Source organism: Hespellia stercorisuis DSM 15480 (assembly GCF_900142165.1).
Lineage (GTDB): Bacteria > Bacillota > Clostridia > Lachnospirales > Lachnospiraceae > Hespellia > Hespellia stercorisuis.
Map to the genome: position 1 here is coordinate 70,492 of NZ_FQZY01000015.1, position 17,732 is coordinate 88,223.

Consider the following 17,732-nt stretch of genomic DNA (forward strand, 5'->3'; position numbering starts at 1 on the left):
TGCAATACACTACTTATCGTTGTGGAAAAATAAGATTGAACTGTACATTTCCCTCTCCGGGATCGACCATCTCCACAGTTGCTTCATACTGTCTCCCTGTTTTTCTTGATACCAGATCCTTATAATGGATTTTTCCTTTAGACAGGAACTTCTTTGCTGCCACCTTATCCATCTTTTTTCCCTGGCTTGCAAGAAATTTATCATTTTTCCATAAGGTAAAAGCACATTTCCGGTCAGAACAGTAAAAATTTACTTTTCCTTCCCTGACATCTGCTCCACAGCGGGGACATTTGCCAATGACTTCTCCTTTTGCCTTTCCCTGAAACTGATTTTTCTTCTCTTCTGAAATCCCCTGATACCTGGCAACCAGTTCCTGCATCAGCTCTGTAATCCCATTTAGGAATTCATCTGCTGTCTCTGTATTCTGGGCAATATGATTCAATGCCATTTCCCACTCTGCGGTCATCTTCGGAGATTTAATCTCATCCGGTAGAACCGTAATCAGCACATTTCCATCATCTGTCGGCACCAGATTTTTCTTTTCCCTTTTCACAAAGCCAGACTGAATCAGTTTTTCAATGATTGCTGCCCTTGTTGCAGGAGTACCAAGTCCTTTCTTTTCTGTATCTTCGGTCAGCTCTTCATTCCCTGCACGTTCCATCGCAGAAAGCAGGGTATCTTCTGTGTACTGTTTCGGTGGCTGTGTAAAATGCTCCGATACAAAAGAATCACAGGGACCATAATGCTTGCCTGCCCAGATATCCAACTCCGGCTCTTCTTTTTCTGCAATGATTCCAAAGAACTGTTTCAGTTTTTTCTCAATTGTCTTGAACCCTTCCTGTTTTGTTTTCTTTGCATTGAGATAAAACGTATGATAATTGCAGGTAATCTGACATTTATGACTCTCATAAATATAAGGATCTGCAGTTGCTGTCAGAACCCTGGCACTGATCAAATACAAAATCTTGCGGCTTCGTTCTTTCAGTTCACCAATATCTGCTTTGGCTACTTCCATGGTTGGGATAATCGCATGGTGATCGGATACTTTCTTTGAATTTAATACCTTACTCACGTCCGGTTGATATTCCAGACCTTCAGCATAAGGCATTTTCCCAAATAACATCTGAATCAGAGTTTCTGTACTTTCTCCCATCTCATCTGTCAGATACTGGCTGTCTGTTCTCGGATAAGTGACAAGCTTCTGCTCATACATCTCCTGCACAGCATCCAATGTCTGCTGTGCGGTATAGCCAAACATTCTGTTAGCTTCCCTCTGCAGGGTGGTCAGATCATAAAGCTTCGGAGGGCGGACCGTTTTCTCTTTCACATCATCCTTCTCCACTTCGCACATGCGCTCCTGACACTCTGCAGCCACTTTATCTGCATCTTCTTTTTTCTGAAAATTCTCTGTGACCGCATCCATATCGTCAAATTTGATATGAGCCATATAATATTTCTCTTTGGTAAATTCCTTGATCTTCTGATTTCGATCCACGATCATGGCAAGTGTTGGTGTCTGTACTCTTCCAACTTTCAGATTCTGGTTATACAGAACAGAAAAAAGACGGCTCGCATTGATTCCCACCAGCCAGTCAGCCTTTGCCCTGCAAAGAGCTGACTGATAGAGACTGTCATAACACGAACCGTCTTTTAATGACGCAAATCCATCTTTAATTGCCTGTTCTTCCATGGAAGAGATCCAGAGTCGCTTCATCGGCTTTTTACATCCTGCCTGCTCATACACCAGACGGAAGATCAGCTCACCTTCACGTCCTGCATCAGTGGCACAGATCACTTCATCTACTTTGGAATCTCTCATAAGTTTCTTTAAGATTCCAAACTGCTTTTTCGTACCTTCCAATACCTTATGTTTCCAACATTCTGGCACAATCGGCAGATCATCATATCTCCATTTTTTATATTTTTCATCGTATTCCGATGCATCACATAATCCAACTAGATGTCCTACGCACCAGGAAACGATATAACCGTTTCCCTCCACGTAGCCATCTTTTCTTGTTCTGGCTCCAAGCACGGAAGCCAGTGCCATCGCAACCGATGGCTTTTCTGCAATCACTAATTTCATTTACTCCTGCTCCTCTTCTTCATCTTCTAGTACCTCATCATTGAAATCTTCATCTTTCAAAACTTCTGTCCCTGCATTTTCCTGTTCTTCCTGCTCATCTGCATCGTCTACTTCCCGTTTTTCTGACTCTGAATCTTCGGATTCATTTTCATCCTCTTCCATCTCATCTTCATCATCATATTCATGTTTCGGTTTGTAGACTTTCAAGTAATAACCACCTGCCGCAGCTCCAACAGCAACCAATCCGATCAGTAGATAAGTCCCTGCCAAACTTTTGTCTTCTGGCATCTGAATTTCATCCTCTACCTTATCTTTCTCATCTGTCTCTGTCGTTTCCGGCTTTTCTTCTTCAGCCTGTTTCTCTGGTTCTGCATAAACAATATCTACTTCCGGAAGTGTCACAGAATCAGAAAGTGTGAAGTTCATCAGGTCTTTCTCACTGACTTCGGTAAGGAAATACACATTATCCTGAGATTTTGAATTGTCGATGATCAGATAAAAAATCTTACCACTCTTAGTTGAAATGGTATAAAACTCTTTTGTGCCTTCCGTAGCTGTTTTGGTAACAGAATCTGCTGTCTCGCCTTCTTTATTAAGCTGTTCCTCAATACCTGTCACTGTCCGATCATCCACAGTTCCTTTTGCATCTGTTGGCTCAGAAGCCTGTGCATCCTGCGGAAGTGGTGAAGTCGTTGTTTTCTCAGTCCCAGTTGCATCTGCACTGGTCGTGGTTGCCATCGCACCATTGCTGTCACCTGAAGTTTTCTGTTTCTCTGCCTGCTTCTTTGCCCATTCATAATAAGGATTCTGCAACACATACTTTTCAGAAGTATTTCCGGCACCATCCGTTACCGTGATTTCAATCTGTTTTGTTGTAAAATCTTTCTGTGTCAGTTGCACTCTCAGCATTCCATCCTTCAGATCTGTATAAGTGGTGCCATTAACTGTCACAGAAGTAATGCCGGAAACGGTATCATTTCCCTGAATCGTCAGTACACCATCTGTCAGAGATGCAGAAAGCGTAGGCTTTTCTGTGTCATAACACTTAATAGAGCGATTCTGCTCATAGACCTTCCCCTCACCATCTGTCACACGCACATAGACCGTCTGATTACCAGTAATGGAAATACTTCCATTCCCTGTCACATCCTGCCAGCTTCCGTCTTTCCCAGCTTTCGCTTCAATTTTTGTGATAGAAAATCCTTCTGGCATATGACTGGCATCCACAGTAATTGCGACTGCCGTTTCCCCCTGTCTCCAGCCATCTGGCTTTTCAATCGTAATTGCGGGTGCTGTATTCTCTGCCGCTAACACACTCTGTGTCTGCAACATAGGCGATGTCAAGCAAAGAATCGTTGTTGCCGCAAGCAATCCTTTTTTCACGCTATTTTTAGATTTCTTCTGTTTCATCTTCTCTAAATTCATCATCAGACCTTGTTTCCTCCTTCTGTATTTCTACCCTGCCGGGCAGTTCATTTTTCATTCTCTTTTTGAAAGCTTCCAGCTCTGGAATGCTCATATCCATTGCACGGATAATTTTTACAATTTCCAGATTTTCCGCTTCTGTTTTTGCTATCTCCGCAGCCTTGAAACGCTTTAAATCTGCTTCATATCTGGCTTTGGATGCTTCCATTTTTTCCTTGGCTTTCTCATAATCTGCCGTTGCTTTTTCAAGACTTTTCATCGCTTCTCCTTTCCGGACGGCTGTTACACCGCCCTTTTCCTTACCATCGTCCGAATCCATAGAAATGACTCTGCCAGTATGGAGAGTTGATGGACGTATACTGCACCGGATGCCCACAATGGATCATCTGACCATTGCCCACATAGATTCCGATATGCGTTACCGGAACTCCTGCATCGTAAGTACCTGTAAAGAAGATCAGATCTCCTGGCTGTGCTTCTGACTGAGATACCGGCGTACAAATGTCATACAATCCCTGTGCCGTTAATCTTCCTGTATTCCTTACACCTGAATGTGTCAGGCAGTAACTTACGAATCCAGAACAGTCAAATCCACTTGGCGAATATCCACCCCACACATACGGTGTCCCAAGATATCTCGCTGCTTCATTTAACAAACGCTGTGCTGCTTCACTGGTATATTCATTGCCGCCAAATCCTGCCCCTTCTCCTGTTTCCAGATAAAAGATCGGGTTTAACCGCTCTCCATTTTTCAGAAGTTCAATGTGAAGATGGCTTCCTGTAGAATTTCCAGTATTTCCTACAAGCCCTATCTCATCACCTTTCGTGACGGATGCTCCTGCAGATACACTCCGGCTGCTTAAATGTGCATACCGCAGTTCATAGCCTTTACTGTCCTTGATCACAACATAATTGCCATAGCTGTCGTTATAAGCAGAAGTTGTAACCGTTCCGGTCAGCCCTGCCATTACTTTTGTCCCTTCCGGTGCTCCGATATCCATACCATTATGAAGCTGATTTGCTCCTGATATTGGATGAATCCTGTATCCATAATAGCTGGTCACACTGGAATACCAGTTAAAATCAACCGGTGTTGCAAACATCTGCAAGTTGCCTTTTGTATCGTTGTAGGCACTGAACAGTTCTTTCTGGAAAAATCCCAACCTGTCCTGACAGATTGACATCAGGTTTCCACTATTTAAGGTGACATTCAGCACATCTACATCTCTTGTCCTGGTCACTTCCACTTCATTGCTTCCATTATCATCTGCCAGATAACATTCCCATGTTTGATGTCCATGTGCAGATGCTGCCGCATGACTGTCATAATAGACATCAAACTGTACACCGTATCTTGCGAAAGCTCCGGTATCTTCTACAGTATATTCGACACCATTCATAACTACCTTTGTTCCCATTGGTACAAACGGATTGGAAGCATCTACCGCTAAGGTATGATTGGCAGTTGGATATGCTCCACTGGCAGTCGGTCCTCCGCTCCAAATACCACAACAAATTGGGCAGTTACAATACCCACTGGTCACAACCTGTCCCAAAGATTCTCCAACTCTTACAGTTGCTGTCTCTGTCACAGTCTCATTGACTGCTTCTGTTTCTAACCGATACTGCAATGCAAAAAGAGCATCCAGTTCTGGCTTTACCTGTTCAAAGGTAAATTCTTCATACTTTGCTGACAGATAACTGATCAGGATAAACGGATCATGCTCAATAGGTCCGATGTTATATCGGTATTCCTCATGTCCCGGTTCTTCAGATTCCATGTTGTTGATCCGCTCCTGCAGATTAGCTTCCAGCTGTGTATAATACAATTCCACTTCCCGGATTGCCTGATCCGATGACAGATAACTGGTCCCTGTGTAAGTGATTACATTTTGTAAAAACACTGCAGAACATGACGTGACATTCGTTATGATCAGAAACATCAATCCGATCAGAACTGCTACACTGATATACACCTTCCGATTTTCTTTAAAGAAGTTGGTGACCTTACCGCCAATCTTCTTAATATAATCAATCGTACCTTTTGTAGCTGTTCCTACTGTCTGTTCACTTCGCTTCGCTTTGGCATAATCCCATTTGATCTGTTGCTTCTGAATCTGTTTTTTCAGCTTCTTCTGCTCCTGATGGGATGCAGCCTGTGCCTGTTTCTCTTCCTGTCTTTCAAGTCTGCTTCTTTTTCTGGATGCCCACTGTTTCCTGCGTCTGGCACTTCTCTGTTCCAGCCGGTAAACACCTTCGCCGCTTTCTTCTAACTTATGGGCACCTTCTACCGCCGCATTATCGTCTTCATTTTTGCTGATCTCACGGTGCAATGCTACGGAAGTTGCACTTCCTGCTTTCTTGACAACAGAAGTTTTTTCTGTTTTCACAGATTCCCCTTCACCAAACTTCAAACGGGATTTTTTCTTTCCAGGAGTTTCTCCTTCATTTGCCTGATAGACCTGTGCTTTCTTGGAATGCTGCTTTGCTTCCTTTTTCTTTCTTGCTTCTTCATAAGAAAACTTTTTGGCTTTTTCTTTCTGTTTCTGATGGCGGAAATTGACTCCATCCGTATCCATCTGGTTCAATTTCTCCATATCTTTGTCATTTTTCACAGAAGCACCAGTTTCCTCATAAGCAAACTTCAAACGTTGTTTTTGTTTTGGCTTTTTGCTGCCACCTGTCTGATTTCTCCGGCTGTCTCCTCTGTTTTCTGATAGATCAGCACGTTTTTCTTTCAGTCTCCCTGACTGTCCGGCTTCGGATTCTTCTGCAAGTCTGGATTCTTTTCCGACTTCAGCACGGATTCTTTTTCTATTTTGCTGTTTACTACTCTGTCCAAAATCCTCACTTTGCTTCTCTGTCCGTATCAGTTCCGGTGCATCTCTGGATTTTTGCACAGAGGGTCGAATATTTTTCCCACTCCGTTCAGACTGGCGGGGAGACTTATCCACAAGGTTTTCTTCTTTTTCCCCCTGTTTTCTTCCCATCTGCACATCACCGACACGGTTACTGACACGAACAGAAGATTTATCTGTCAGGTTTTCTTCCACCAGACCATCCTTGGTCATCTTCTGGACTTTCTTGTCCCTGACTTTCATTCTCTGTTCTGCCACTGATTACTCCTCCTTCTTCGGATACCCTTTCCCTGCCTGTAATAAACAGAGAAAAGCGATGCCAAAAACAGCACCGCCACTAAAAGTTAATACATATGAAATTGCTCGTAACATTGTTTTCTCCTTTGTTTTAACCTGCTTCAGAAGTCTCCTCCAAGCGGGTTGTCATGATTTTATAGAGGGAATTCTTCGGGAATCTGTCTACAAATGGGATAATGACATTTCCATAAAACAGAAGTCCTTCACCCTCATTACTGTTGGTTACATAGGACAGCTGGGTTGGTGAGATATTCAGCTGTTTTGCCAGAATCTGCCTGTCTCCGGAAGCCTGGTTCAGCATATAAATAAAATCTGAATTTTCAAATATATTCTCGATTTCCCTGGAAGACAGCAAATCCTTAATATTCTGAGTGATGCCAGTTGGAATACCACCCCATTTACGGAATCGCTTCCAGATCTCCACACTATAAGCTGCAGTCTGTTCCTCTTTTAAGAGAAGATGGAACTCATCCACATAGTATCTGGTGGACTTATGGGCAGAACGGTTCATCGTTACCCTGTTCCAGACCTGATCCTGGATTACAAGCATCCCGATCTTTTTCAACTGCTTACCAAGCTCCTTGATATCAAAACAGACAATGCGGTTATTGATATCCACGTTTGTCTGATGATTAAATACATTCAGAGAACCTGTAACATAGATTTCCAACGAAGTGGCCAGTCGCTGTGCTTCCGGCTCTTCCTGTTTTCTCAGAAGGTTATATAAATCCTCCAGGATTGGCATCTTCTCCGGCACTGGATCGGCAAGATATTCCTGATATACTAACCGTACACAGCGGTCAATGATGGTCTTTTCTACCGGCTCCAGTCCATTCTTTCCTCCAACAATCAGCTCACACAAAGACAGAATAAAATCTGCTTTCAGTGACAGTGGATTATCTTCCTCGGAATAGTTCAGGTTCAGATCCATTGGATTGATATACTGGTCAGATACTGGCGAAACCCGAACTACCTGCCCATGCAGTGCCTGCACAAGTGCCGAATATTCGGCTTCTGGATCACAGACAATGATATCGTCTTCCGTAATCAGGAAGCAGTTTGTAATTTCCCTCTTTGCTGAGAAGGACTTACCGGAACCAGGTGTACCAAGAATCAGTCCATTCGGGTTCTTCAGACGTTTCCGATCAACCATGATCATGTTGTTGGATAATGCATTTAATCCATAATAAAGAGCTTCCCCTTCCTGAAACAGTTCCTGTGTCGTAAATGGCACGAAGATCGCTGTTGAAGATGTGGTAAGCCCTCTCTGAATTTCAATTCGATTGACTCCCAGTGGAATACAGGACATGAGTGCTGCTTCCTGCTGATAATCCAGTTGTTTTAAAGAACAGTTATATTTCTGTGCAATTCCCTGCACCTGGAAAATATTATTATCCAGCTTCTGACGCTTCTTTGCGGTATTCATTACCAGAAATGTCACAAGGAACATTCTCTCATTTCTGGACTGCAGATCTTCCAACAGGTTCTTCGCCTCTTCTCCATAGGTTACAAGGTCTGATGGAAGCACGTCCATATCATAACCGGAACGTACCGCCCGTTTCTGCTCTTCAATCTTCATCTTATCCAGATCTGAAATCTTGCTCTTGATCATTTTGATTGCTGAACTCTGATCAATGGACTGGATATGAATGTTGACATTGATGCTGTCATCCACATCCAGGAAGTCTGCAAGCATCCGGTCTGTCAGCTCCGGTGCAAGAATCTGCAGGTAACTCACACTCCCCATCGTTCTTCCCATCATAAATGTCTGATTCTTGGAAAAGTTAAAGGAAGTCGGTGCAATAAAATCTTTGGTCTTTAATCCGGTTTCCGGCAGCATCTTATACTGGAACTTAAATGGTTCAATCCGATCCTGGTTGAACACATGATATAGAATCTCCAGCCTTTCCAGACCATTTAGTGAATGTGCCTGTGCTCCCAGGACCTTAAAGTTGTTTAAGATATCTGTTTCGATTCTTTCAAGCCTTGATCTTGCCACCTTCAGGCTTTCTGCTTCGATTCCAAAAGTGATATACTTTGTCTTCACCAGACCATTATTTCCTTTTGAAAGCTGATTTTTCAACATAGTACGGTACTCATCACGAATGGCATTGAAGTCATCGTTCTGATCAGGAATGTCAATGCTTTTCTCAAATTCTGCCACATCCACCTGCTGATTGATAAAGGACAGCTGCACACTGATGGAAGAATCAAAGTAATTTAAGAAATCACAGTAATTCTCAAATATCGTGGTCTTATCCTCATTTAAAGCAAGCTGATAGTTGATGTCATAAAACTGAATCGTCTTGGAGAAAAAGTTCTTTGTCACCTGGCAAATACCATCCTGCAGCATCCGAATATACGGAATACTCTGCTGCGCAGTTGTAGGAATATTTTTCTGTTTCCTGCGGTCCCGTTCCTGCTTCTTCCTACGCTTTTCCTGTTCTCTTTCTTTTCTGCTTTTTTTGTTTCTTCTTTCCTGACGGTTTCTTTTTTCCACCAGGGACAGACGCTCCTGCTGAGCCTCCTGCTTTGTCTTTTTTGCCATCCGGCACACCCTCCTTTTTTACAAGGGTGGAAATCTCCTGATAAAAATTTTCTGTCTTATATGGTCTTACTGACGGACAGATAAACTTCTGTCGAATGATATTTGCCACCACTTTTTCTAAGGGAAGCCCGTCTTTTTCATACATTGCCATGAAGAAAAATGGAAGCATGATCGTTACCATCAGGATGGCTGCGATACTGGAACCGATTGGTTTTCTCATGAACAGATAAAACGGAATTCCCACTACTGCGGCAAGTGAAAAGAAAATCAGCTGCCGTTTTGTCAGATTTAACGCTACTTTTGTTTTGACCTTGGTAAGGTCTTTTGGTACTGGTACATACGCCATGGTATGCGCTCCTTTCCTGCCCGCTAATGGGCATTGAATATTGATTTGCTAAGGCTTCCGGTCTTGAATAATGAAAATGCAAGAATCACGGTATAAGCCGCTACTGAAAACATTGCTGCATGAAGGTCACTGGATATGGTCATTGCATTTACTAAAACTGCATAAATTCCCACACAGACCATCATGAAGAATCCCTGAAATGCCAGTGCGAACAAGCCTTTTAAATAGTTGTTTCCGATATTGCCCCATTCCTTATTGGTCATGGTGGCAAACGGAATTGGTGCTATGGAAGTATAAAGGTAAATCTCTATCATTCTTCCGTATAAAATAACGGTTATAATGATCGACAGAATCCGCATGGTAATACTGATCAGCAGCGTTTCCATGGATAACAAGAACAAATCCCCCAGTTCCATATCTTCCAGTGCATCCACAATCCTTGTGATTGCTTCCGATGCGTCCACTGCTGTGTTTCCGGAAATTACTCCGGCGGCATTGTTGACCACATGCTGGCCAACGTCAAAGACCGCCATCGTGATATTGAACGTATTCGTCACCAGATAAATGGCTACATACGCCTTAAAGATCCAGAGGAAAATGTTGTAAGTCTCAAATTCATGGAAATTGTTTTTCTGCGTTACCATCGTAATCAGTTCATAGCACAGGACAAATGTGATGATCAGTCCCGCAATGGGGACAATCACCGTTTGGGAAATGTTCTGGATCAGATTGAAGATTCCGGCATTCCATCCCTGCGGTGTCTGTCCCACCTGCCCGGCTATGGTTCCCACCTGCTCATTGACAGACGTGAACATGTTATCCAAACAGGACTTGATAAGCCCGATCAGGATATCCTTTATCGCTTCCGTAATTCTCTCAATGATGGTGTTCATCTACCACTCCTCTTAAGAGAACAATGTTGCCAGCTGTGGAATCAGGGTAGTTCCCAGCAGCATGATTCCGGCACCAGCCATCAGCTGTTTGATGCCCTGGCTCTTAGCACCGGGATTGTCGTTTCCATATCCTTCCAGAAGGTTTACGACACCCCACACGCCAAGACCTGCGCCGATTGCGACTACAAGAGTTTTTAAAGTTGTAATTGCACTGCTAAAAAATGCCATATACATTCACCAAAACTGACTTCTTTCAGGTGTTTACGGGAACGAAAATACACCGACTAAAAAGCCGGTGCACCTAGTGTCAGTTATTCCTTTCCTCATTATTTTCTGTTCATTCCCAAGGTTACTCCGACAGTTCTACATGAATTACTTCCACCTCTTCTTCAGATTTCGGTGTATACTGCGGATTTAACTCTTTCTCAACTTTGTACCGGTTCTTCTCGTTTTCATCTGCAAGAAGCCGATAGTTTTTGTGTTTCGTGATATCATATTTGTCCGAGAAAAATGGTCTGGCACCACGGATCTGCAGGATACATTTTCCTCCATCCATGACTGCAATCTCATCTTCAGTCATCAGCTGTTTACCTGTTTTCTGGTAATTCAATCCAAAAGACTTCTGATTACTCCTCGTCTCCGAAGTGTTATACAGGTCAATGGTTTCCTTACCCAGAAGCTCGCTCATTTCCTTTAAGGTAGTTTTCTCTTTTCCTCCAAGAAATAGTGTGGTATCACAGTTACCCAGAATAGTATCTGCACTATCCTTATACATTGCCTTTAGCTGACTCTGTGACTGCAAAATAATAGAAGCAGAGATTTCCCTGCTTCGGATGGTTGCAATCAGCTTGTCAAACTGAGGAATTTGTCCAATATTGGCAAACTCATCAGCAATGACACGCACATGAACTGGCAGTCTTCCACCATATTCATCATCTGCTTTGTCACAAAGCAGATTGAAAAGCTGTGACTGTAACATGGCAATCACAAAGTTAAAGGTTGTATCTGTATCGGACATAATCAAAAACAAGGCTGTCTTCCTGTCCCCAATCTTATCCAGTTCCATTTCATCATAAGACATGATCTCACGAAGTTCTGCTATATCAAATGGTGCCAGCCTCGCACCACAGGAAATAAGAATACTTTTGGCTGTTTTGCCAGCCGCCATTTTGTATTTTTTATACTGTCTGACCGCAAAGTGCTGCGGATCTCTTTCTTCCAGTTCCTGGAACATCATATCCACTGGATTCTGGTAAGTTTCATCCTCTTCACGGGTTTCGCTTTCATTCAAAAGATCCAGAAGGGTATTCAGATTCTTTTCCTCTTCATCTCCTTCATACCAGATAAAAGCAATCAATGCCGTGTACAACAGCTTCTCTGCTTTCACCCAAAAATCTTCGGAAGCTTTTTCCCCTTCGCCTTTGGTATTAACAATAATTGTTGTAACCAGCTTCAGGATATCTTTTTCAGACCGTATATAAGCAAATGGATTGTAATGAAGCGATTTGGAAAAGTTGATAGTATTCAGAACCTTAATCACATATGGTTCGTGTACCACTTTTCCTGATTTATCTTTCATAATATTTCCATTCTTATCTTTCTTAGGTGGTCCCTTTGCTAACATCTTCCCGCACTCCTCGATCAGAGTGCCTTTCGGATCTGTAATGACCATGGAACAGTTCATCTGCATGACTGACGGCTTAACGAAAAATCGAGTTTTTCCGGAACCACTGCCGCCAATGACCACTATATTTTTATTTCTTGCATACTTTGGCTGTTTAGGTCTACTTTCCATAGTCAATGCTTCTGTTGCTGTTAATGGAATATTCATCCAGGGATCTTCCGACATATAAGGTTTAATATCCTCAGCGTTTCCCCATCTGGCTGAACCATACTCGATTCCTTTCCGGAGTTTCTTTGCATCTGACTGTTTCTGCCATACCAGTAATTTCAGAATGACAGCTGCTACAATTCCTGTCAGCATATCACGCCAGTTAAAACTTGGCTGCAATCCAGTAAGAATCCTGTCTGCATGTTCCATCGCATATAATAGCTTGTTCCCAATATCTTCTCCCAGACTGTTTCTGTAAAGAAATGATGCCCGATTTGTATAAAAAGCAGTTAAGATATATGGGATATTGGTAAGAACCAGTTTCTTTTTATCCAGGGCGGACAGCCTGACCCTGATCTTATTCTTCCATTTTTGCATCAGATTTTTACCGATTTGCTTTTTCATCGGCTCTGCTCCTGATGCCGGTTCTTTACTTTGTCCTTCGATTTCTTTGGCATCATTGCTCTGTAAGTTGCAAGACGCTTGTGAATAGAAGGCTTATTCGCTTTTTGAATCTGTTTCTGGGAAAACTCACGGAAAGCAGCATTGAGGGCATCCTGATCACGTCCTTTAAAAAACACCAGATACATCGGTGGATCTTTACTCTTATCTTTTTTCAAAGCATAATTGATCCCGTATTTTCTGGCATAACGTTCAAAGGACTTGATATTCTTATTTGTGATCTCGATATTGACCATCCCGGCATTTTGTTTTGCCAGCTCTTTTACCGTGACCTTTCCCTGTTTCGGCTGATTCTTCTTCGCTTTCTTCTCTACCGATTTCTGCTTCTGATGACGCAGATAAGCAGCAAGAACCTTTTTCAATAAATCTGCTGTTACTTTGGTAGTCCGAATGCAGAACGTGACCGTTTTCTGAGTTACCTCTTCCTGCATGATTTTCCCTCCTTTCAGCGATTTAACTGCTGTCCAGATCTGTAATCATGGCAACCACCTCCTTCATTCTTTACTCTTCCTCCGCACACAACGCTTTAAAAAATTCTTTTCCTTTTGGTGTAACCAATGTCTGTGAACCAAGATGTCCATTGTTAAAATAGTCTTTTACAATAAACAGATCATTGTTCTTCTCCACCGCATAGGGTAACAGCGTGCCGGATGGACTCCTATATAGAAATCCTCTATTTAAAAGAAGTTTCACAAATTTTCTTTCTGGAAATTCAATCTCTTTTGCCGTCGTTCGAATATTGGTGCATTCTCCTGTAATCATGAAATGATCATAATAATCTGCTTTTGGCTGCATATCCTTTACACGATTTTGCAATTCTCGATTTCGATTGTTTTCTGCCAAAAGTCTCTCGGCAAATTCCAAAAGAAGTTCCGGGTTATCTTTTACCCTGTCTAAAAGATCGGTCTCTAAATATCCGCCTGTTTTCCTAATAGCCGGAAGTACCTCATCAAATACCCACTTCTCAAAATTCTGTGCTGACTTTAAACGACTTTTTGTAATCAGCCGATATACATCTCCCTCTGGAATAAAAATCATTGGCTGTACCCCACCTGATGTAAGGACGCCCCGTTTCAGGGCCCCCTTGCAATGAACATTTATCGCATTTCTTGGTTTTGCATATCCCAAAGCAAATGCTACATCAATTCCAGAAAATAAAAGTCTGCCTCCATCTACAATCATACGGATGGAACCAAACTCCGAATTGTGAAACTCTGTGATTTTATAATCCGTCTTCTCCATCCTCTTCTCCATCCTCTTCTCCTCCTGAACCGGCAAGTAACATCAAACCATTTTCAATGATTGTGCTCCTAATAAACTCTGCTACATTCACGGTTAAATAACCAAGATATTCTGCAAGGAAACTACTATATTCCTCTTCTGTCAACAATTCCTCCAGTGCTTCCAAATGAGCTGTCACTTTAGAAGTCTGCTTTCCGCCAAGCAGCTTGCCTAATATTTCTGTAAATTCCTCTGTGTCACATGACTCAAACATACATAAGATCATCTCCATTGTTGTTTCCAAAACCAAACGATCCATTTTCATTTGCGTCAGCTCTTCCATTGTTTTCATGGCAGTCATAAGCGCATCACTTGTCATATGTTCTGTATTGATTCTTCCTTCTGAATCAACCAATCCTATTGCAAATAATTCTAAAAAGTATTTTCTCATAAATCTTGTCCTCCTATCGAAATGGCATTTCTTGTTCAAGTTCTTCTGGTATATCGAATGGAATCTTCCTCTTCTCTGCTGGTTGAAATCCGTCAGATTCTTCTTTTTTTGTTTTGGCTTCTGCAAACTCTACATTATCCATAATGACTTCGGTATAATAGGATGCAGTTCCAGTCTGTTCATCTTTGATCTGAGAGATTACCAACTCTCCGGAAAGAGCAATCTTAATTCCTTTTTCAAGATATTTCTCCACAAATTCTGCATTATTTCCATAAGCTGTGATCATCACTACAAATGCTTTGCTTGTGCGATTTCTTTTTACTACCAGTGGAAACCTAGATACTTTGGTTTGTCCCTTTTGCGTAGATGTCAGCTTAGTTTCTGGATCTCTGGCAAGTCTACCCATTAAAACAATCGTATTCATTCTTTTTGTCCTCCCTTTCTTCCTGCAACACCCTTCCCTGGTATTTCAAACAGGATAATAATCTGTGCATTTTCTGCACGAAAAAATGAGGAATGGATTCGAACCATTCCCCACTTGCTACAGGATTTCTCCTGTAATATAAATAAGAAAATCTAAGTATTCACATTTGGGCTTTGTCTGTACATATACATCTGATCGTTATCATTCCAGATAACCCGGCTGTAAAAATACAGTCACAGTCTCTGTTTCAGCAGAGGTCCTGTACCCTTCGGTGGTATCATTATTGCTTCGCTCTTCCCGTAGGAGTCTTCGCCTGCACGAGCCGGATTATCTCCGGTAAGCATGTTCCTCAAGATGTATCAGCTCCTTCAATTGTCAAGGTGCAATCGGAAGAACTGTCTGAACCTCTTTTACGTTTGTGATTTTTGGAAATCAGAGGATTTTCAATTTGCCTTCCATATACTCTGTATTGGGAGCGACAAAATCGGACATGATTTTAGAAATTTTTTGAAATTATTTTTTGAAGTGTAAAAAGATATAAAAAATAGTAGAATTTTTCTCTCTGCCGCAAGATGATTTTAGGTCGGTTGAGGGATTAGAAAACGCCGGAAACCCGCATAAACTCTATGTTTTTGCGCGTTCTCGGCGTTTCTTTTATCGCCTGTGTTAGTGGTGCTTTTTCGGTAAATGGTGCCCAAATGGTGCCCAAATCCCACGCGGGGCTATAAAACGGTATAAGAAGCGGTAAAGAGATACAGCGGTTAAAGCTCTAAATCGCTGCTCTTTTTCTTTGCCGCGCTCTTTGCTTTCTTCGGCTCGGCTTTCTCTGCCTTTGCCGGGTCTGCCTGTTTGACCGCCCCATGATAAGCGTCTAAGACTTCTTTTTTGCGTTCAAGCCGCACGTCCACATAACGGGCGGTAACAGCTTCAAAGTTCATAGACAGCCCAAGCGATACGCCGATACCCGCAAGTGTATGTCCTAACACTTCGCCTACGGTGTAGAAGTCGCCTGTCAGTTGGTGCATATTTGTAGCTGCTGTATGGCGCAAATCGTGAAAGCGGATATGCGGCATATCCAAATCTTCAAGCAGCTTTCCAAACTGGGAAGATACCCACGACGCGGAGATAGGGGAACCGTCCGGCTTCGCTACAACAAGGTCATTGTCATAGTAAGGCTTTCCGTCCTTTTCTGCCTGTTCGCGCTGCGCTTCCTGCATAGCAAACTGTTTGAGAAAGAACGGGCGGGCAAGCTCTGTGATAGGCAGCTTTCGCCCGTTGGATTTCGGCGGTGCCATTTCCTCAATGACTTTTGTTTTTGGCGGTACCTTAAAGGGTAGCTGCTCGGAAACGTCAAAGGTGTTGTTTTCCAAATCCACATTGCGCCAACGCAAGCCCAGGATTTCAGAACGGCGCATACCGTAAAGCCCGCCTAAGATAACGGGCATTTCCCAAACGGTACCCTCGACGCGCTGCATAAGGGCTTTTACCTGTTCCGGCGTGTACGGGTCGGGGGTCTTGTCGCTCTTTCCAAACTTCGTAAGCGTGTCCTTTGCTGCGTTTGTTTCGATATAGCGGTATTTCCGGGCATGGCTCAACGCCACGCTCAAAACACGCTTTGCCCCGGCTGCGGTGGACGGTTTCAAGCCTTTGTCAATAATCTGCTGAAACATTTTGTCTACCATAGCGGGGGTAAGCTGATTAAGGGCAACGCCGCCGATATATGGCGTGATGTAGTTTGCAATCGTTCTTTTGTACCCGTCGTAAGTAGAGGGGCGCAAGTTCACTCTTGCATAGCTTTCTACCCATTCATTCAGATAGCTTGCAACGGTCTGTTTCCGCTGTGAAGCGATAGACGCAATCTGTCCCGGATTATGGAGCTTTGCTTTCATCTCTGCTTCATGCTGCGTTGCTTCCTTTTTTGTTGGAAAGCCCTTTTTTGAATAGGTTTTCTTTTCCCCATTCGGGGCGGTGTACTTTATATTCACGTCGTAAACTGTACCCGGCCGCCCGGTCAGTACGCCGTTGCTGTCGCGTTTATTCTTAACCTGCCTTGTTGATATAGCCATAGCTTAACCTCCCTGTCGTGCCGGGGGCTTCGCTGTCGTCTTTGCCCTGTGGTACCAGTCCCAGATTGCAGCGTCAGCTATCAAACGACGGTTTCCATTTTGTATATATTCAAGCTCGCCACTATCCATAAGCTCGCGCAGTTTATTTTCCCCGATACCGCTAATCTTGCTCATTTGCTCAACGGTCTTTAACATAGGGAATACAGGGATAGCGGGGCTTGCTGTTTCCTTTTTTGCCATAGGAAAATACCCCCTTTCATAAATGGCTAAAAAGTCAAGTTACAAAAAGTGGGCTTTAACCGGGCGGCTGTTAGCACAACCTCGCGGGAATTGCACCCCTGCTCATTTAAGGCAGCTTTACCCATTGCCTGCGACGCTCTGAACGCTCGGACTGTGGCTGTAAAGGCTTATCTCCCCTCAATGCGTGTTGTCGCCCGCAAGCTGCTAACTTGCTTCCCGTCGCGGTGTGGTGTGGTATAAAAAAAGTTGACATCTTATTCTCAAGGATTTCATGATAGAATCAAGAGAATAAGGAGGTACTCAAAATGGCACGTAAATATGACCATGAATACAAAGTACAGGCAGTTAAGTTAGCAAAAGAAATAGGTGGTGCTAAAGCTGCTAAAGAATTAGGTATCCCGGAGGGAACTATCCATACATGGCTGAAAGCAGTTAGAGCAGGCACATTGGATATTGGCGATGGTGCACATACTCCAGAAAGTGCGATGAGTCTTGCTGAGGAGCTTGCGATGCTCCGCAAACGCGTTAAGGATCAAGATAAAGAAATCCGGCGTCTGAAAGAGGAAAATGAATTTCTCGAGGAA

Annotated in this window: 16 protein-coding genes; 1 reads left to right on the plus strand and 15 read right to left on the minus strand. The window is 43.0% G+C overall.

Annotated elements, in window-relative coordinates:
• Window positions 1-13: 13 nt before the first annotated feature.
• The 15 genes from BUB85_RS06275 to BUB85_RS06345 form a co-directional block, all read right to left on the minus strand.
• Window positions 14-2,086 carry a DNA topoisomerase 3 gene (locus tag BUB85_RS06275; protein WP_055195143.1) on the minus strand — a complete coding sequence of 691 codons (2,073 nt, stop codon included), beginning with the start codon at window positions 2,084-2,086 and terminating at the stop codon, window positions 14-16.
• Window positions 2,087-3,514, minus strand: a complete 1,428-nt coding sequence (locus tag BUB85_RS06280) for a CD1107 family mobile element protein (RefSeq protein WP_028086446.1) — start codon at window positions 3,512-3,514, stop codon at window positions 2,087-2,089. It abuts the gene before it with no gap.
• Window positions 3,477-3,830 carry a DUF4315 family protein gene (locus tag BUB85_RS06285; RefSeq protein WP_227163109.1) on the minus strand — a complete coding sequence of 118 codons (354 nt, stop codon included), beginning with the start codon at window positions 3,828-3,830 and terminating at the stop codon, window positions 3,477-3,479. The genes BUB85_RS06280 and BUB85_RS06285 overlap by 38 nt, the downstream gene beginning before the upstream one ends.
• The gene (locus BUB85_RS06290) at window positions 3,811-6,612 is read right to left on the minus strand and encodes a CD1108 family mobile element protein (RefSeq protein ID WP_073107014.1); all 2,802 of its coding nucleotides are present in this window, start codon (window positions 6,610-6,612) and stop codon (window positions 3,811-3,813) included. Before BUB85_RS06290 ends, BUB85_RS06285 begins: the two co-directional genes overlap by 20 nt.
• 145 nt (window positions 6,613-6,757) lie before the next feature.
• Entirely contained in the window at window positions 6,758-9,214 is a 2,457-nt protein-coding gene (locus BUB85_RS06295; RefSeq protein ID WP_200803549.1) for a VirB4-like conjugal transfer ATPase, CD1110 family, read from the minus strand.
• On the minus strand, window positions 9,096-9,560 hold the full coding sequence (locus BUB85_RS06300; protein WP_073106999.1) for a PrgI family protein: 465 nt from the start codon (window positions 9,558-9,560) through the stop codon (window positions 9,096-9,098). The genes BUB85_RS06295 and BUB85_RS06300 overlap by 119 nt, the downstream gene beginning before the upstream one ends.
• Window positions 9,561-9,583: 23 nt before the next feature.
• Window positions 9,584-10,453, minus strand: a complete 870-nt coding sequence (locus tag BUB85_RS06305) for a VirB6/TrbL-like conjugal transfer protein, CD1112 family (protein ID WP_005344182.1) — start codon at window positions 10,451-10,453, stop codon at window positions 9,584-9,586.
• A 12-nt stretch (window positions 10,454-10,465) separates the two neighbouring features.
• Complete coding sequence (locus tag BUB85_RS06310) at window positions 10,466-10,681, minus strand: Maff2 family mobile element protein (RefSeq protein WP_017144663.1); 216 nt, start codon at window positions 10,679-10,681, stop codon at window positions 10,466-10,468.
• A 121-nt stretch (window positions 10,682-10,802) separates the two neighbouring features.
• Window positions 10,803-12,662: a VirD4-like conjugal transfer protein, CD1115 family gene (locus BUB85_RS06315; RefSeq protein ID WP_222891062.1), complete on the minus strand. Its 1,860-nt coding sequence runs from the start codon at window positions 12,660-12,662 to the stop codon at window positions 10,803-10,805.
• 23 nt (window positions 12,663-12,685) lie between these two features.
• On the minus strand, window positions 12,686-13,177 hold the full coding sequence (locus BUB85_RS06320) for a PcfB family protein (RefSeq protein ID WP_026650181.1): 492 nt from the start codon (window positions 13,175-13,177) through the stop codon (window positions 12,686-12,688).
• A gap of 70 nt (window positions 13,178-13,247) precedes the next feature.
• The gene (locus BUB85_RS06325) at window positions 13,248-14,000 is read right to left on the minus strand and encodes a phage antirepressor KilAC domain-containing protein (protein WP_236877370.1); all 753 of its coding nucleotides are present in this window, start codon (window positions 13,998-14,000) and stop codon (window positions 13,248-13,250) included.
• Window positions 13,969-14,418: a hypothetical protein gene (locus BUB85_RS06330; protein ID WP_026650179.1), complete on the minus strand. Its 450-nt coding sequence runs from the start codon at window positions 14,416-14,418 to the stop codon at window positions 13,969-13,971. The genes BUB85_RS06325 and BUB85_RS06330 overlap by 32 nt, the downstream gene beginning before the upstream one ends.
• 13 nt (window positions 14,419-14,431) lie before the next feature.
• Window positions 14,432-14,842, minus strand: a complete 411-nt coding sequence (locus tag BUB85_RS06335; protein WP_049946959.1) for a single-stranded DNA-binding protein — start codon at window positions 14,840-14,842, stop codon at window positions 14,432-14,434.
• Between the two features lie 761 nt (window positions 14,843-15,603).
• Complete coding sequence (locus tag BUB85_RS06340; RefSeq protein ID WP_033120014.1) at window positions 15,604-16,908, minus strand: tyrosine-type recombinase/integrase; 1,305 nt, start codon at window positions 16,906-16,908, stop codon at window positions 15,604-15,606.
• A 3-nt stretch (window positions 16,909-16,911) separates the two neighbouring features.
• Window positions 16,912-17,148 (minus strand): MerR family transcriptional regulator, encoded by a 237-nt coding sequence (locus BUB85_RS06345; protein WP_033120015.1) that lies wholly within the window; start codon window positions 17,146-17,148, stop codon window positions 16,912-16,914.
• Window positions 17,149-17,453: 305 nt separating this feature from the next.
• Here BUB85_RS06345 and BUB85_RS06350 point away from each other — a divergent pair.
• Window positions 17,454-17,732: transposase (locus BUB85_RS06350; protein ID WP_073107003.1), on the plus strand; the 279-nt coding region annotated here is incomplete at its 3' end.

Coding starts and splice junctions, on each gene's coding strand:
- BUB85_RS06345 (WP_033120015.1), bottom strand. CDS start 17,148: ATGGCAAAAAAGGAAACAGCAAGCCCCGCTATCCCTGTATTCCCTATG.
- BUB85_RS06310 (WP_017144663.1), bottom strand. CDS start 10,681: ATGGCATTTTTTAGCAGTGCAATTACAACTTTAAAAACTCTTGTAGTC.
- BUB85_RS06295 (WP_200803549.1), bottom strand. CDS start 9,214: ATGGCAAAAAAGACAAAGCAGGAGGCTCAGCAGGAGCGTCTGTCCCTG.
- BUB85_RS06280 (WP_028086446.1), bottom strand. CDS start 3,514: ATGATGAATTTAGAGAAGATGAAACAGAAGAAATCTAAAAATAGCGTG.
- BUB85_RS06330 (WP_026650179.1), bottom strand. CDS start 14,418: ATGAGAAAATACTTTTTAGAATTATTTGCAATAGGATTGGTTGATTCA.
- BUB85_RS06290 (WP_073107014.1), bottom strand. CDS start 6,612: ATGAAAGTCAGGGACAAGAAAGTCCAGAAGATGACCAAGGATGGTCTG.
- BUB85_RS06340 (WP_033120014.1), bottom strand. CDS start 16,908: ATGGCTATATCAACAAGGCAGGTTAAGAATAAACGCGACAGCAACGGC.
- BUB85_RS06335 (WP_049946959.1), bottom strand. CDS start 14,842: ATGAATACGATTGTTTTAATGGGTAGACTTGCCAGAGATCCAGAAACT.
- BUB85_RS06300 (WP_073106999.1), bottom strand. CDS start 9,560: ATGGCGTATGTACCAGTACCAAAAGACCTTACCAAGGTCAAAACAAAA.
- BUB85_RS06275 (WP_055195143.1), bottom strand. CDS start 2,086: ATGAAATTAGTGATTGCAGAAAAGCCATCGGTTGCGATGGCACTGGCT.
- BUB85_RS06315 (WP_222891062.1), bottom strand. CDS start 12,662: ATGCAAAAATGGAAGAATAAGATCAGGGTCAGGCTGTCCGCCCTGGAT.
- BUB85_RS06285 (WP_227163109.1), bottom strand. CDS start 3,830: ATGGATTCGGACGATGGTAAGGAAAAGGGCGGTGTAACAGCCGTCCGG.
- BUB85_RS06325 (WP_236877370.1), bottom strand. CDS start 14,000: ATGGAGAAGAGGATGGAGAAGACGGATTATAAAATCACAGAGTTTCAC.
- BUB85_RS06320 (WP_026650181.1), bottom strand. CDS start 13,177: ATGCAGGAAGAGGTAACTCAGAAAACGGTCACGTTCTGCATTCGGACT.
- BUB85_RS06305 (WP_005344182.1), bottom strand. CDS start 10,453: ATGAACACCATCATTGAGAGAATTACGGAAGCGATAAAGGATATCCTG.